Origin of the sequence: Paenibacillus sp. FSL H8-0283 (assembly GCF_045040675.1) — a bacterium.
Taxonomy (GTDB): Bacteria; Bacillota; Bacilli; order Paenibacillales; family Paenibacillaceae; genus Paenibacillus; species Paenibacillus amylolyticus.
This window is the reverse complement of record NZ_CP150295.1, coordinates 3,600,960-3,616,104: the sequence shown is the minus strand read 5'-3', so window position 1 is coordinate 3,616,104 and position 15,145 is coordinate 3,600,960. Positions and strand designations below refer to the sequence as shown.

The window sequence follows — 15,145 nt, the reverse complement described above, 5'->3', positions numbered from 1 at the left end:
TGTCATATGAACACAATTTACAGCCACCTCCTTTTTATGTTACCGCTTACATTTATCTTACAGGTCTAAAAAAAGACAGACAATCTAAAAAATGTGACGTATTATATAAGATAATTGACTTTTTTAGGAAGGAGATGAAACGATGGTTCATACGGTTTCTTATGCTTTTCGTAATGACGATACATCAATCATGACACTGGACTCTATTGGATGGCAGATCGTTTCTAGCGAGGAATATTGTTGTCCAAGTGATGATAGACCGGACCCGGGGCACGTCGTTTTTCAATACACGCTTAATGGCCAGGGTTATCTGGATATTGACAATCAAACGCTCCCTTTACCGAAGGGGCATGCCCTACTTGTCAAAATCGCAGGAGAACATTGCTATTACTATAAACAAGAGAACAACGAACCATGGGAATTTATATGGATCAACATTCGCGGGGATGAAGCTAACCGAATTTGGGATATGATGCATGATAATGAGGGACATGTCATTCGACGAAACGCGGACTCTCCCTTGATTCAAGAGTTATGGCAAATTATCAATTTGATTCATCAAGAGAAAGTTACGGACAAGTATCGCTTGTCCATGCAAGTCTATCGGTGGTTGCTTATCCTGGTACAGACGAGTCGGGATGCGGAGAAGGATATCGGTGCCCTTTCCATAACAACAATTGAGAAATGTAAAAAGTTCATTCGAGAGAATTATGCATCTCCATTGACGTTGGATCTTCTAGCCAGCCATTGCGATATCAATAAACACTATTTGTGCAGGTTATTTCAGAAATCCGAGAAAACATCACCGTTAGCCTATCTCAAAGACAGACGCATTGAGGTTGCAATCCGGCTACTCCGCACAACGGAACTTCCGATTTCTCAAATTGGCCAACATTGCGGCTTTGAGAGTCCCAGCTACTTCGGCAAAGTTTTTCGTCAATATATGTCCATGTCTCCCAAAGAATATCGTTTGAATAAGTTAGAGTTTCCTTATGAGGCCATCTATTATGAGTAGCTAAACTCGCTGTTTGCTAGATGTCCTTGGCTCGGGAACTGCTCTTATACCAATACAATAAAAAAAGCCGCTAGAATAGCGACTTTTAATGGAACTATATTCTTTCTTGTGTGCTTCGACAATTGCTGCAATTATTGAGCGGTGTATCCTCCGTCTATGATCAAGCTGTTTCCTGTCATATATGAAGAATCGTCACTAGCTAGGAACAGAACGGCTTTGGCCATCTCTTCTGCTTGACCCAGACGTTTCATCGGTGTTGCCGCAGAAAGTGCTTGCTTGCTCTCTTCCGGGATAATCGGTGTATCGATAAAGCCTGGGCAAAGGGAGTTCACCCGAATATTCTGCTCAGCATACTCGAGCGCGAGTGAACGAGTCAGATTCACAACGCCGCCTTTAGCTGCATTGTAGGCTGCTGAACCAGGCGAACCAACCCATCCGTACATGGACGCCGTGTTAACGATTGTGCCTCCGCCAATTTTCAGCATTTCGCGGATCGATTCACGAGCGACCAAGAATACGCCGTCCAGATCAACATTGACCGTATTGCGCCATTCGGCATAATCAAGCTCATGCGTCGGATGAACACGTCCAATTCCCGCATTGTTGAATACGATATCGACTTGACCAAATGCTTCTACGGTTTGTTTGAAAATCTCAGAAACCTCTTCTTCACTTGTTATGTTTGCTTTAATAAAAAGAGCCTCTGCTTTAAGCGCTTTCAGTTCCTGCTCAAACGCCTTGCCTTTTTCTTCATTCAGATCCACCAAGACCACTTTAGCTCCTTCGGAAACGAATAAGCGAGCTGTCGCTGCACCAATCCCGGATGCTCCTCCTGTGATGACTGCAACTTTATCTTGAAGTTTGCCCATGAATAAATCCCCCAGTATAATATTTTGAATAGCGCCTATATAAATAGTGCTATATGATGTTTACAAAACTAATTCTATGCTTAAAATTGTAACAATCCAATCATTAAGATGTGACCAAGTGTCTACCTCGTAGACACTTTATAAAACTATGTCTATATTTATAGGAGTTTTCTTGAATGAATAATGAACTTATTGTGACATCTCAACATCGTAATCGAACCAAGGAGCACCTAAAAACTGCTCTGATTCAGCTCATTAAGAAAAAAGGATTCCATGGTGTTTCTGTCAAAGACATCGTTGATCAGGCGGGTTATAATCGCAGCACGTTTTATTTACACTACCAGGATAAATATATTCTCGCCGAAGAGTTGTTGAGTATGACACTCGAAGGATTGAGGGGCGCAGTAGGTAAACCCTATTGGCACGGTCAAAAGGTTTCAACAAACAAGCTGGATGCCGAATCTTTTCAAATCGTGGATTATATCTACGAACACCGTGACTTCTTCGAACTGATTCAATACGATGATACGTTACCTGGTTTACATACAGGCTTTCCACAAACCATACTCAAAATCTATCAGGAGCAATTTGTCTTTGAGACGATCAACAACTCGCCAGTTAACATGGACTATTTCAAATACTATACCGCCTACGGTTTTTTTGGGCTGTTGAACAATTGGATATTAAGCGGATATCGTGAGTCACGCGAGGCATTTATCAAAAACGTGATTGAACTCACCAAAACGCATATTCACTCTTTTCATTATGTCGGTAACACGTTTGAATCATGATCTCGAGTAAGTTGATTAAATTAGATGCATACATAAAAAGTCGCTATATTAGCGACTTCTAATGGGACTATATGTTACCTTATATGCATCACAGCAATCCTTATTGAATAGCCAATTTCACAAATCACAATTATTTATTGTCCAATCGGAGATGACACAATGGTATTGTCCGTAGCTTAAATTTGTCCAAATGAGATTAATATCTTTCGAGTTCTGCCTTCAAATCTTCAATTAGTATCTCGACATCTAGTACAGCAGAATCAACTTTATTAAAGAATATTGATGGTTTGTAACCCTCTGTCTTTAAGTTTGGCAGAAATTCGTCTATGAATTCGTACAAATCAATACGTTCACTTGAATAAATCTCCCAATCATCGGTTGCACAGTACTCCGCGAATTCTTTTTTAGGCCAAAATGGAAGTGATTTGTTGCCTTTCTCATCTTCAGTAACTGACCATCCATTCTCATAAAGACCCCACACTTCCTCTGTATCTACTACTTTTTTGATGAAGTATTCATAACGAATATTTGCAGGGCGATTGATAACAGATTCCAATTCTTTTTGATTCATATTTCCTCCTAATCATGTTTTATCATTTTCATTTGATATCGTATCTGTATTACATCTTATAGTTTTTGAATATTTTAAACACTGTTTTCGTAACCTCTTCTTACCTTGTAACCACGTTTATGCTGCATTGGTATCCCCTGAGGACTCTTACATTTTTGTGTTTCTTGCTCATATTATATTTAGATCACTTTTGATTTCACCTCGCAATGAAGTTGAAACCTTATCATCATTTGCTACTCTGTAAGTCTAACTTGTTTTCCTGACCATCCCATTTTCTTTGCGGCAGACGACGTTCCCTTTTTGATTGCTTTTACTGCAGATTTTGTTATAGTCTTCTTAATAGAGGATTCGACAATGTTTTCTAGAGGCAAAATAATTAATGTTCTAGGGTTGCAGAAAATTTTTCAGTACCTCTTTTATTAATTAAAGCAACTTCAAAATCAGATATCCATGTAAGTTCACCTAGATGTTCAGCATAGGCAAATTCATCTGGTTGTTCTGATATGACCTTCTCTAAATGTACTTGCGTACCATCATCACGTTGTAAAATAGATAGGAATATATCCATGCTATCTACATTATGATGACAAATGACTCTAGCATTGTACTTTTTATTAGGGCTCTTCACGTCTTTTTTCCAAGTCCATTCATTTACATAATCTAACTCCTCTATTTGCAAAGCTATCTCCTTAAACGGATCAATATCCCAATTTTTACTTAGAGCAAGTTTCTCTATGCCTTCCATTAGCAGGCGAAGCGTAGCCTTTTTTTTCTCCAACTCATTTTTTCCACTAAAGTCATTCAAACTAAATTGGATCGGTACCGAACACACACCAGAAACGTTAACAATACGTTCATCCGTAATGTTTTCTACACACTCTATTAGGACTTTCCAACAATCTTTCGTTTTGTATTTCCCCAACAGACGTTCATACATCGCTGTAATACAGCGAGTTTCCAAACTAAAAGAGCGTCTTTTCCATTTCCAATTCAACGCATAATCTAATTTCGTAGCTTCGTTGTACTCACATTTTTGTTTTTTCATTATAGATTCAATATTTTCATCATCTACAATATACGGTAAATCCAAATTGAATCCTTTTAGATACATCTGGTTCTCTCCTTAGATTACTCCCGATGGTAAGTGCATTATTAACTTCTATCCAAACTTGAAGCCCAATTTTTGAAGCAATTAAGCATCTCTTCTAAATTTTTTGCTCCCCCTGCACTGTGAAACACTCCATCTCTCACGATACAGTAGAACCAATCTTCTTCAGTTCTCTCTTCTTCAATCGAATCAAATGGCGCATCTTCTAAATAGGTATCCGTCAAATCGATTTCGACAGACCAACCAGGATTATCCACCGTATCAATTCGCACACCGTATGAATGCTCCCAATCTCCGTCACAGTTTTCATAATACCAGCTTTGAATCCATTTTAGGATATCCATCATCGTGACCTCTTTTTAGTTTTTTCTACTCTAGGAACTATTTATTTAAAGGGGTCCTCATGCCATGTTTCATACTTTTTTCGTATGAATTACCTTTTAGTAATAATTTGCTTTTTTTATATAGGGTATACTTAAAAGCAAGGGGAATCAAGGAGGTTATTATGAAAAAAATAATATTGTTTATATTCATTAGTATGATTATACTTGCGGGCTGTTCTAACAAGGATGAGAAAGAGAATTATCCAGTTTTCGATGGCACTGTAGTATTTAAAACAGATGAAAATGACAAGTACAAATTTCTTGTACTACAAAATATAAGTAAGGAAGACCTGGAGAATGGAAATCTTGAGGATTTTATAGAACTAGCACAAGACCAGGAAGCTTCGTATTATTTGGTCGATAGAGAAACATATGAAACATTTGAAGTAGGGCAAAGAGTAAGAATCACTGCTGGCTTTGACCAACTAGAACCCTCGCCACCCATTAGAACGGTTGTGAGTATTGAACAAATAGGCTAAGAATTCTTCGATTGTTCAAAACGATAAAAAGACCTTAACGTTTCCACGAACGTATGGTCTTTTTACCATTTTGGTTTCAAGAGTTCGGAGTTAAATCTCGTGCGGTTAAATCCGTCCGCCCTCTTCTCTCGTTACCCCTTCTGAAAACTCCAGGCAAATCAATACTAAGGCTTTTGAGGTTTCTTAATCATCTCTACGCCGTCAAAGGTAAGGCTGTCAATATCCGTATCCTTTTTCAACATATATTTATCAAAGAACGCCTTTGTATAAGAAGTGATGATGTTGCGCTGTTCCATCGCGTCTCGGGTTCCTCTGGATTTTTTATCCGTAGTTGTAAACAAGGAATCGGAGAAGTCACCATGGACTACATTATCAATAATGGCAAAGTAGGTGTCCTTACTGTTGGATTCAAGGAGAAATGCATTCGTGTTATAGGCTAGCACGGTGCTAAGCTGCATGAAAGGTTTCTTAAAATCGCTATCCAAGGCACCTAACATATTACCGTCAAGGTTTACAGCGCCGACAAATCGGTCATCGTCACGGCTAACAATTGCCGCTGTCGTTCCTCCAAAAGAATGTCCGAACACACCCATACCGAGATCAAGCTGTAATCTGCCTTTAAATATGGATTCCATGTCACCTGTATTCATTTTGTACAAGTTATCTGCAACATATCGAATATCCTCGCTCTGTAAAACGGCATATTTTGCAAACTTGACTGCTTCAGGCGCCGAAGTTAATTTGCGAGCAATTTCAATAGCTTCTTCTTCCTCAAGCTTCTCAGTCACAATTTCAGGTGGTGTTAGGGTGGCCGCTTCCATTCCGTATTTCGTTACTTCGTCCATAAATTTCTCTGACAACCCAACCGTTCGTCCATCTTTAAGTTTGTACACACCACTTTCGGCATGGCCAATGGATACCACAATATAGCCAGCACTTGCCAGGTCTTGAGCGAACAAAGTGCCTTGCTGTGGGTAAGCGCCTGCGCCATGAACAAAGAATAAAACCGGATATTGTTTTTCCTTTTCAGACAAGGCCAGATCGTCGTAAGACCACGTCTTGAAATTGGAATCAAAAAGCTGCTCACCACCCGCTGTGCCCCCTAATCTAACCAAAAGCTTATCCCTCAGTGAATGAAACTCCGGAAATGCATATTCTGCCGTCGGCTTGCCCTCATTACTGTCGGACGGATAGAAAAATAATGCCGTCAGTTCTCTTTCTGAATGGTCTGATGCTGTGTACTTGAAGTCCATCTGTGTACGCCCGACCGTATAACTTCCCATCGGTTTCGGAAACTCATTCTGTGCGGAAGCAACGCTATTTTCAGGTTTCGGAATTTCCTCCTGTGTGGAAGTCCCGCTACTAGTGCTACTGCAGGCGGATAGCATGGTCAGTGAGATAACAGTTGCCAGAATCGTTGTCAGTCTTTTTTTCATCATTTTTCCTCCAATTTGTATTCATGCAACTATCATAAACGGAGGAGAAAAATAAAAAATCGTACAAAAGGGCAAGTCCCCAGTGTACGATCGGGCAAATCTATGAAATGTTAGATTATAAATGCAATATTCCACGCTCCACCGCGACGGCGACGGCCTGCGGTCTCGAATCCACACCCAATTTATTGTAGATACTCGTTAAATGAGTCTTTACAGTCCGTTCGGATATGCCCATATCAAAGCCGATTTCTTTACTTCGAGAGCCACGGGCAATTGCTTGAAGCACGATTAGCTCTTTGTCTGTGAGAGATATCCTCGTCGAGGATGATTCTTTCGCCTTTTCTGATGTCTTGTGAGCAAATACTTTCTCGCTGATCTCCGGAAGTAGCAACGTTTCTCCCCGCATCGCTGCATCAATCGAACGAAATATCATCTCTCTTCCCGTGTCCTTTAGCAAATACCCTTTAGCACCTAAAGCCAGCCCGCGGATCATCATTTCATCCTCGTTATATGTAGTCAAAATAATGATCGGTATATCCATTCCTTTAGCTCTGAGCGCTGTCATGGTATCAAGGCCACCCATTTCAGGCATGTTTAGATCCAATAGAATAATGTCCGGCTTGTAAGTATCTACCCATCGAATCGCTTCCATACCGTTAGATGCTTCTGCAACTACCTCGTACCTTTGATTGGTTTCCAGGATCAGCTTAAGTCCCTCCCGAACGACGAAATGGTCGTCCACGATAAGAATCTTGATTGTCATACGTTGGTTTCCTCCTGTTGTAATGGGATGCGAACAGAAACTTGGGTTCCTTGCTTTCCGCTTTCAATTTCGATCTCCCCGCCCATAATTCGGGTTCGTTCATATAAGCCAATTAGACCATAACTACCGCATTGTTTCTCGATGAGGTTGGTATCGAACCCTATTCCGTCATCCGTTATGCTTAGCTCGATTTCGTTTTCCCGCGCAGCAACCACGACTTCTACATTCGTAGCATTAGCATATTTAGCTGTATTGGCCAAGCATTCTCGGATGATATGTAAGCTATGTTCGAAGATCAACTTCGGCACCACCAGATGGGGCATCGATAACCGAGTGACAATACGAATCCCTGTCATTTGTGAGAAATGTTCAGCCTCTTCCTTCACCGCTTTAGAAATATTTATGACCTCTGCAGAATACGAACGCAAGTCGTCAATTGCGCTTCTCGCTTCTGAAAGCGTGCGCTTGGCTTGGGCTTTTGACAACTGAACAATCTCGTGGGCACGGTGGTTATTATCATTTTCTAAATGCGCATCTACGGCATCAAGCTGCATGATGAGACCTGCCAGCCCTTGTGCCAAGGTATCATGTAAATCACGGGCCATCCTTTGACGTTCATTGGCAATCGTTAGCTCCTCAACTTTCCTGTGCGCTCGTTCCAACTCACGTAAAAACGACTGGGTCCGCAATTTGGCACGAACTTGTTTATAGAACAAAGCAGCATAGCCGATTACGAAAAACATGATGAAGAAGAGCGATGGTACTGTAGATGGCAAATCCTCGGTAGTCCCGAGCCAAACCAGGGAGACAGAAAACAAGGTACAGTAAAAGGTACATACCAGAAGCACCTTCATCCGTTGAGCGTATACGCCAATACTCTGACCGGCCAAAGCCGTCAATAGACTTACAAAAATGAGAGAATGAGCATTAGGCATGAATAACGCACACCCCCAGACAATACATCCTTGTGTCACAAAATAAATCCAGGGTCTTCGATCGACAACGTATCCTGCATACCAATGCAGCAGAACGTGAACCAGAATGAGAGCTGTAAACATCATAAATTCAAACCATGTGGGCAACATCGGTAGCTGGGAGTACAATGCAGAAAAATAAATCAGAATACCCCAGATCAAAGCAGGCAGACGAGAATCACGCAGAACATTTTGAATATCAGATCGGGAGCTTGTATACGGTTTGTCTTTCGAATAATCACTCATGCTTGATCACCTCTATCAAGTACTATCTCAAAACAATCTCTCTAAACACAAAAAAAACGGTACATTACTGTACCGATCATTGACTCACTCCATCTATGTTAATGTACGAAGTGTCTCGAAGTCCAGCCCCAGCAGAATCGTCACAATTCCACGCAGCCTTACCGCCCCGCACTATCCCATCATCCATTTCTTCTGTGAGCATGTATTCCTCTATTCTGCTGCTATACTACCCAATTTCATTTCATGGTCCTCTGCTCCTTCCAAAAAGACCGTCACATGTTTTCCAATACACCAGCTGCATGCTTTGTTTCTTTATATTTAAAGTAATCAAAATCGGCATGTTTTCGGGTTCCACCTAGATCCTGCACACAAAGACCGATATAGGTTCCCGTAAACCGGATATACTCCGGAGATTCATCGGACAGATGTGTGATATCAACCCACTCGCCTGCTGTATTCCAGGATGAATCACTATTTAACGAATAATAAAAGCGGGCGCGATCTTGATCCACCACAGCCTTTAAACGGAGCGTGCTCACCGAATCTAGCGGAATATCCTCCAGCAGTTCGTCGTATACCCCGTATTTGGACTGAATAATCCCCAGGCAGTGCTCTTTCTCTTCATGATAAGTTACACGTAAGTAGAGATAGTCCTGGGTATCGTAGTACAAAATCAATCCTGCCATTTGCTGTGGATGGTCCGGCGCAAATTCCAGACACGTCTCGGCTTCACACTCCAAGGCCTGAAGTCTCCGTGCGATCATGCTTTGCCTGTGCGTTGAACTCATCGACTCCATGCCGTGCAAGCGTAAGTAACCGGGGCGTTCCGTCAAGCTGAGCCAAGTCGAATCGGGTGGAATGCGAAGTGTATTCCAATCATGCCGAAGCTCAAAGTGATCGAAATGATCCATTTCAACAATCGGCTCAAACGGATGGGACTGGTTCATCGGTGCAGGCACCTGAACCTCCGGATATCGGTCACCGCTCGCAAGTCTCAGCCAGCCGTCCTCACTCCACGTACATGGCTGAAGTGCGGTCTCACGTCCAAGAATGCAATATTTGTGCTGAACGGGTCGTCCGACCAGATGAGCCATGTACCATTCGCCGGTATGCGTTTCGACCAGACTACCGTGGCCTGCCTTTTGCAGAGCTAAATCCGGTCTGCCGTATGAAGTGAGGATCGGATTGGCAGGATCGACCTCATAAGGACCTTGTAACGTACGGGAACGTGCTGAGGTAACCGCATGCTCATAACCGGTTCCACCTTCAGCCGTAATGAGATAATAATAGTCGTTGTGTTTATACAGGTGGGGTGCTTCGGTCAGGCCTAATTCTGTTCCCTTAAATATGTTAACGGCCGGTCCGATCAGCTTATGTTCCTGGACGGAATATTCCTGAAGAACGATGCCTGCAAACCGATTTTTGCCCTTACGATGATCCCATATCATATTGACCAGCCACTTACGCCCGTCTTCATCATGAAACAGGGAAGGATCAAAACCGCTGCTGTTCAGATACACCGGATCGGACCAAGGGCCCTCGATATCCGTTGCTGTCACAAGGTAATTGTGGGTATCTTTAAAAGCGCCTACCCGGCTTTTAACATCGGTGTAGATCAGGTAAAACACACCGTTGTCGTAACTAAGACAGGGTGCCCATACGCCTCCGGAATTAATGTTGCCCTCCATGTTCAACTGCGTTACACGAGTCAGCGGAGAAGCGATGGGTCGCCAATGAACCAGATCCCGAGAATGGTGAATCCGTACACCAGGGAACCATTCAAAGGTGGAAGTAGCGATATAATAATCCTCCCCTGCTCGGCAGATGGACGGATCGGGATGGAAACCGGGAAGGATGGGATTGGTGATCATTTTCTGGATCTTATTCATGGAAGAAACCTCCGGTATGAAAGTGATGATCTGTACAACAACAGATATAAGAAAGGTGGATATCAGTACCAGCCTAGCGCTTTTTTGCCGGCTTCCAGGGCGGTTATGATCCGCTCGACATCATATACATTCCCTCTCCAAGTCCCACCGCTGACCGATTGCAATGCAGCCCAGAGCTTTGTATCATCCGGCAAAGCTTCATCAGGTCTCATATCCGGATGGAAGGGCCTTTGTGCCAGGATGAGAGCACCTTCTTCCGGCGAAAACGCCAGCTCTCCTTCTCCGACAAAGTTAATGCTACCCTCCAGTGTGTTACGATCAACCTCGATGTCAATCAGGTCTCCGTTCCGCAGCTTGCCAATCGGTCCGCCTGCCAGCGCTTCGGGGCCAACATGACCAATACACGCTCCGGTGGAAACACCGGAGAACCGGGCATCCGTAATCAGTGACACGTATTTGCCAAAAGGCAAATGTTTAAGCGCAGATGTAAGCTGGTACGTCTCCTCCATCCCGGTTCCCGATGGACCTCGCCCGAGAAGCACAACAACGTCGCCAGCCAGAATACCTCCGGTCTTAATCGCATGGATCGCCTCACGTTCGGTGGTAAACACCTTTGCTCTGCCACGATGACGGTATACGCCATGCTCATCCAGCACAGCAGGATCAATAGAGGTGGATTTGATGACAGAACCTTCTGGAGCGATATTCCCGGTTGGAAATGTTACAGTCGATGAGATTCCAAGCCGCTGAGCGTGTTCTACACTCATGATGACACTGTCCGGATCGATGCCGTCCTGCTCTTTTAACTGCTTCCGCATGAGATGACGGCGTTCCGACGATTCCCACCAGTCCAGTACCTGACCCAATGAAGTACCTGTAACCGTTGGTACAGACTCATCCAACAGACCAAGCTGTCTGAGGTGTAGCATGACCTCCGGTACACCTCCTGCCTGAAAGACACGTATGGTCGGATAAAAGATCGGTCCGTTTGGCAGGGCACTAACCAGCCGCGGAACATTTTTGTTGACCTGTATCCAGTCCTGTACCGTGGGTACGGTTAAACCCGCTGCATGGGCAATCGCCGGTATGTGAAGAAGCAGATTGGTCGATCCTCCAAACGCAGCATGGACGGTCATCGCATTGCGAATGGATGCATCCGTGACGATGTCTGCCATCCTCATCCCCTGAGACTCCATATGGATGAGTGCACGTGACGATTGGCGCGCCATTTCAAACCAGATCGGCTGCCCGGAAGGTGCAAGCGCGGCATGTGGCACTGTCATACCCATTGCCTCGGCTACAACCTGGGCTGTAGCCGCGGTACCTAGAAACTGACAGCCTCCTCCCGGTGTAGCACAAGCTCGGCATCCTAAATCCGACGCCATTTCCAGAGAAAGTTCCCCGTTGACGTACCGTGCACCGATGGTCTGAATTTTACCGGCGTCCTCTCCATCGGTAGGCGGAAGTGTGACGCCACCGGGAACGATTACGCCAGGCAATTGCGGCATGCCGGCAAGCGCGAGCATCATCGCTGGAAGGCCTTTGTCACAAGTGGCGACACCAAGCACGCCTTTACGTGTTGGCAGCGAGCGAATCAGTCTGCGAAATACCATAGCGGCATCGTTCCGGTACGGAAGCGAGTCAAACATGCCGGTTGTCCCCTGAGATCTGCCGTCACACGGATCGCTGACATATCCAGCAAACGGGATTCCTCCCCGGCTTGACAGTTCTTCTGCGGCAGCCTTCATCAGCAGGCCGACCTCCCAGTGACCCGTATGGTAACCGAGTGCTGCCGGGCTGCCATCTTCATTGCGTATGCCACCTTGCGTACTTAAGATCAGATATTGTTTTCCGTTCAATTCCCCGGGCTTCCAGCCCATTCCAACATTCTGGGACATGCCAAACAAGTCGCCGCTTGGAGCATTCCGCAGCAAATCATCCGTTAAAGGCAGACGTCCGGCAGCCCCTGGAGCATGTGCTATGATATCGAAGCAGTTGGACGCGGTCTCTCCCATAATCGACGTAATCTGTTCGTACATGATAGCCTCCCACAGTTTATGACTTCACAAAGACCGTTTTGATGGCCGTGAAAAACTCGATAGCCGCTTGCCCCTGTTCTCTGGAGTGTGAACTTGACATCTTCATTCCGCCAAACGGAGCCTGCAGCTCTACGCCGGCTGTTTCTGCATTAATTCTGACCAGTCCTGCATCCATGTCCCGGATGAAAGACAACATGGCTCCGACGTTCTGTGTATAGATGGAAGCACTCAAGCCATAATCGCTATCATTAGCCGCTTCGATGGCTTCCTCCAGGGAATCTACCGCAATCAAGGCCAGAACCGGGCCAAAAATTTCTTCCCGGGCGATGGACATATGGGATTCGACCCCTTCAAATACGGTCGGCTGCACATAGAATCCCTCTTCTAATCCCGGACCGTCCCCTCTTTTTCCACCAGTGAGCAGAACGGCACCTTCATCTTGGCCTTTTTGAATATAACTCAGCACGGTATTGAGCTGTCCTTCGCTTGCACATGGACCCATCCAGCTTCCAGAAGACATGCCGTCACCCAGCCGAATTTCCTGGATTTGCGAGAGCAGCTTTTCTTTGAAGGCATCGTATACTTTTCGTTCAATAATGACCTTGCTGGTGGCCGTACATTTTTGCCCGGTCGATTTCAACCCACCGCTGATCGTGGCTTCCACAGCCAAATCCAGGTCAGCGTCAGCCGCGATAATAATCGGGTTTTTCCCACCCATTTCAAGTTGATACTTGGCCCCACGTGCCAGTGCTGCGCCGCCGACCCGTTTGCCCACTTCATTGGAACCTGTGAACGTTATTCCGCCCACATCCGGATGCTCAGCAAGTGCAGATCCGATCACTGAGCCTCTGCCGCATACCAGATTAAGAACGCCTGCCGGAATGCCCGCCTCTTCAAAACACTCCATTACTTTAGCCGCAGTGACCGCAGTTTCCTGAGCAGGCTTCAACACAACCGTATTGCCGTAAATCAAGGCCGGAGCCGTTTTCCAAATCGGAATGGCTACCGGGAAATTCCAAGGAGCAATAACCCCAACAACGCCAAGGGGTACGCGAGTCGTAAACATCAGTGCTTCGCTGTCCGTTGATGGAATGACATCCCCGGTTTTTCGCATGCCTTCTCCGGCGTAATACCTTAAGATTGCTACACCGCGCAGTGTCTCTCCTTTAGCTTCTGGGAGTGTTTTGCCCATTTCCCTGGTCATCGCCTCTGCAACTTCATCGGCCCGGCGTTCCAGCACATTGGCTGCTTGAAATAGATAGTTTCCGCGTTCCGCGCCCGATAACCTCCGCCAATCTTTTGCTGCTTCCTTCGCGGCTGCAACAGCCCGGTTCAGATCCTCTACGCCTGAGGTGGGTACGTAGCCAACTACCTCCTTCCGATTCGCCGGGTTGATGCTCGGTTCGGTTTCACCGGATGTCGCCTTCACCCATTCTCCGTTAATGTAATTGCTGTATGTCTGCTCTACCTGAAATGTGGTCATTGCATTCATCCTCCTTGTACATTAGTTTGAAATGACTGGATTAATAAGTGTCCCGATATCGCTAATGGATATTTCAATGCGGTCCCCGGGTGCAAGTGTAAAATCATTGGGTGGCACGATGCTTGTGCCTGTTAATAACACCGTACCGTCAAAGAGATCGTTATCTCTGGCCAGAAAAGAGACCAGCTCATCGAGTTTTCGGTTTAACTCACTTGTGCTTGCCTCGCTTTTGACAACTATTTCACCTTCGCGATATATTTCGCAGACGATGTTGAACGCATATGGATTTTGCACCGTTTCCGCTAGACGAATGGCTGGCCCTATCGAGCAGGAATTGCGCCACATTTTTGCTTGCGGTAGATACAGCGGATTCTCCCCTTCAATATCGCGGCAGCTCATGTCATTACCAACGATGTATCCCACAATGCTGCCATCCGCGGCAAGCACCAACCCCAGCTCAGGCTCCGGGATCTGCCAATTGGAATCGCTGCGAAGTGTGACAGCCTCATTGGGCCCGATGGTGCGGGCTGCTGTAGATTTAAAAAAGATCTCCGGTCTTTCGGCATCGTAAACTTTATCGTAAAAGGTCTTTGCATCCAGCTTGCCTTCCGTTGCTTCATAATTTCGCGCTTCCCGGCTGCGCTGATAAGTCACACCCGCGGCCCATACTTCCGGAGCTTCCAATGGAGTGAGTAGATGTAAGGAAGTCCAATCGTCAGTTAACTTGTTTAACGGTTTAAAAGCGCTTTCAACAAGTTGAACTGGAGAAATCCCCTGCTTTCTTGCTTGATAGATCAAAGTCATAAAATCTGCTTGTGGCAAACGATACGCTTGTTCATCATCCGTAACGGCTGCCAGCCACTTCTGTTGTCCGTCCAGAAATCGAATAATTCTCATTCAAGCTTGCCTCCATTTTTCCCCATCGGGTTGATAATACTACCATAGCACCCGCTATGGTTCATGACGATGTTCTAATCACTCCGACGATTTACCCTTTTCACGCATTTTTTTCTGTTAAGATGAGGTTAGATCCATTAAACTAAAGATAATTTACGAGGACAATCCGATGACAGGATGTTGGTATATAGAATAGTACAAG

At 45.1% G+C, this 15,145-nt stretch carries 14 protein-coding genes; 3 read left to right on the top strand and 11 right to left on the bottom strand.

Translation table 11 applies throughout. From position 1 onward, the window contains the following. Nucleotides 1-142 precede the first annotated feature (142 nt). Entirely contained in the window at nt 143-1,015 is an 873-nt protein-coding gene (locus MHI52_RS16190; RefSeq protein ID WP_076253169.1) for an AraC family transcriptional regulator, read from the top strand. 131 nt (nt 1,016-1,146) lie between these two features. On the opposite strand, the gene MHI52_RS16185 is transcribed toward MHI52_RS16190, so the two are convergent. Beyond that, complete coding sequence (locus tag MHI52_RS16185) at nt 1,147-1,884, bottom strand: SDR family NAD(P)-dependent oxidoreductase (protein WP_076210575.1); 738 nt, start codon at nt 1,882-1,884, stop codon at nt 1,147-1,149. Between the two features lie 176 nt (nt 1,885-2,060). On the opposite strand from MHI52_RS16185, the gene MHI52_RS16180 reads away from it, so the two are divergent. Then, nucleotides 2,061-2,675, top strand: coding sequence for a TetR/AcrR family transcriptional regulator (locus MHI52_RS16180; protein ID WP_076253168.1), 615 nt, complete (start codon nt 2,061-2,063; stop codon nt 2,673-2,675). A 196-nt stretch (nt 2,676-2,871) separates the two neighbouring features. Here MHI52_RS16180 and MHI52_RS16175 read toward each other — a convergent pair whose 3' ends face one another. The 3 genes from MHI52_RS16175 to MHI52_RS16165 all read right to left on the bottom strand — a co-directional run bounded on the left by MHI52_RS16175 (nt 2,872) and on the right by MHI52_RS16165 (nt 4,701). Then, nucleotides 2,872-3,246 carry a DUF2750 domain-containing protein gene (locus MHI52_RS16175; protein WP_076253167.1) on the bottom strand — a complete coding sequence of 125 codons (375 nt, stop codon included), beginning with the start codon at nt 3,244-3,246 and terminating at the stop codon, nt 2,872-2,874. A gap of 376 nt (nt 3,247-3,622) precedes the next feature. Then, nucleotides 3,623-4,357 carry a hypothetical protein gene (locus MHI52_RS16170; protein WP_076253166.1) on the bottom strand — a complete coding sequence of 245 codons (735 nt, stop codon included), beginning with the start codon at nt 4,355-4,357 and terminating at the stop codon, nt 3,623-3,625. A gap of 41 nt (nt 4,358-4,398) precedes the next feature. Beyond that, a complete protein-coding gene (locus MHI52_RS16165; protein WP_340386366.1) occupies nt 4,399-4,701 on the bottom strand; it encodes an immunity 53 family protein in 303 nt (100 codons plus the stop codon). A gap of 158 nt (nt 4,702-4,859) precedes the next feature. Between MHI52_RS16165 and MHI52_RS16160 the strand changes: the two genes are divergently transcribed. Further along, nucleotides 4,860-5,216 (top strand): DUF3221 domain-containing protein, encoded by a 357-nt coding sequence (locus tag MHI52_RS16160; RefSeq protein WP_076253164.1) that lies wholly within the window; start codon nt 4,860-4,862, stop codon nt 5,214-5,216. Nucleotides 5,217-5,380: 164 nt separating this feature from the next. Here the strand turns inward: MHI52_RS16160 and MHI52_RS16155 are convergent, their stop codons facing one another. The 7 genes from MHI52_RS16155 to MHI52_RS16125 all read right to left on the bottom strand — a co-directional run bounded on the left by MHI52_RS16155 (nt 5,381) and on the right by MHI52_RS16125 (nt 14,943). Continuing rightward, complete coding sequence (locus MHI52_RS16155) at nt 5,381-6,655, bottom strand: choline esterase (RefSeq protein WP_340386362.1); 1,275 nt, start codon at nt 6,653-6,655, stop codon at nt 5,381-5,383. A gap of 112 nt (nt 6,656-6,767) precedes the next feature. Next, nucleotides 6,768-7,415 (bottom strand): response regulator transcription factor, encoded by a 648-nt coding sequence (locus MHI52_RS16150; RefSeq protein WP_076253163.1) that lies wholly within the window; start codon nt 7,413-7,415, stop codon nt 6,768-6,770. Further along, nucleotides 7,412-8,635 carry a sensor histidine kinase gene (locus MHI52_RS16145; RefSeq protein WP_076253162.1) on the bottom strand — a complete coding sequence of 408 codons (1,224 nt, stop codon included), beginning with the start codon at nt 8,633-8,635 and terminating at the stop codon, nt 7,412-7,414. Before MHI52_RS16145 ends, MHI52_RS16150 begins: the two co-directional genes overlap by 4 nt. 272 nt (nt 8,636-8,907) lie before the next feature. Next, a complete protein-coding gene (locus tag MHI52_RS16140) occupies nt 8,908-10,524 on the bottom strand; it encodes a glycoside hydrolase family 43 protein (protein ID WP_083684768.1) in 1,617 nt (538 codons plus the stop codon). A gap of 62 nt (nt 10,525-10,586) precedes the next feature. Next, nucleotides 10,587-12,563 (bottom strand): YjhG/YagF family D-xylonate dehydratase, encoded by a 1,977-nt coding sequence (locus tag MHI52_RS16135; RefSeq protein WP_076253161.1) that lies wholly within the window; start codon nt 12,561-12,563, stop codon nt 10,587-10,589. Between the two features lie 16 nt (nt 12,564-12,579). Beyond that, on the bottom strand, nt 12,580-14,046 hold the full coding sequence (gucD, locus tag MHI52_RS16130; protein WP_036671416.1) for an alpha-ketoglutaric semialdehyde dehydrogenase GucD: 1,467 nt from the start codon (nt 14,044-14,046) through the stop codon (nt 12,580-12,582). A gap of 21 nt (nt 14,047-14,067) precedes the next feature. Continuing rightward, nucleotides 14,068-14,943: a fumarylacetoacetate hydrolase family protein gene (locus MHI52_RS16125; protein WP_076253160.1), complete on the bottom strand. Its 876-nt coding sequence runs from the start codon at nt 14,941-14,943 to the stop codon at nt 14,068-14,070. Nucleotides 14,944-15,145 lie beyond the last annotated feature (202 nt).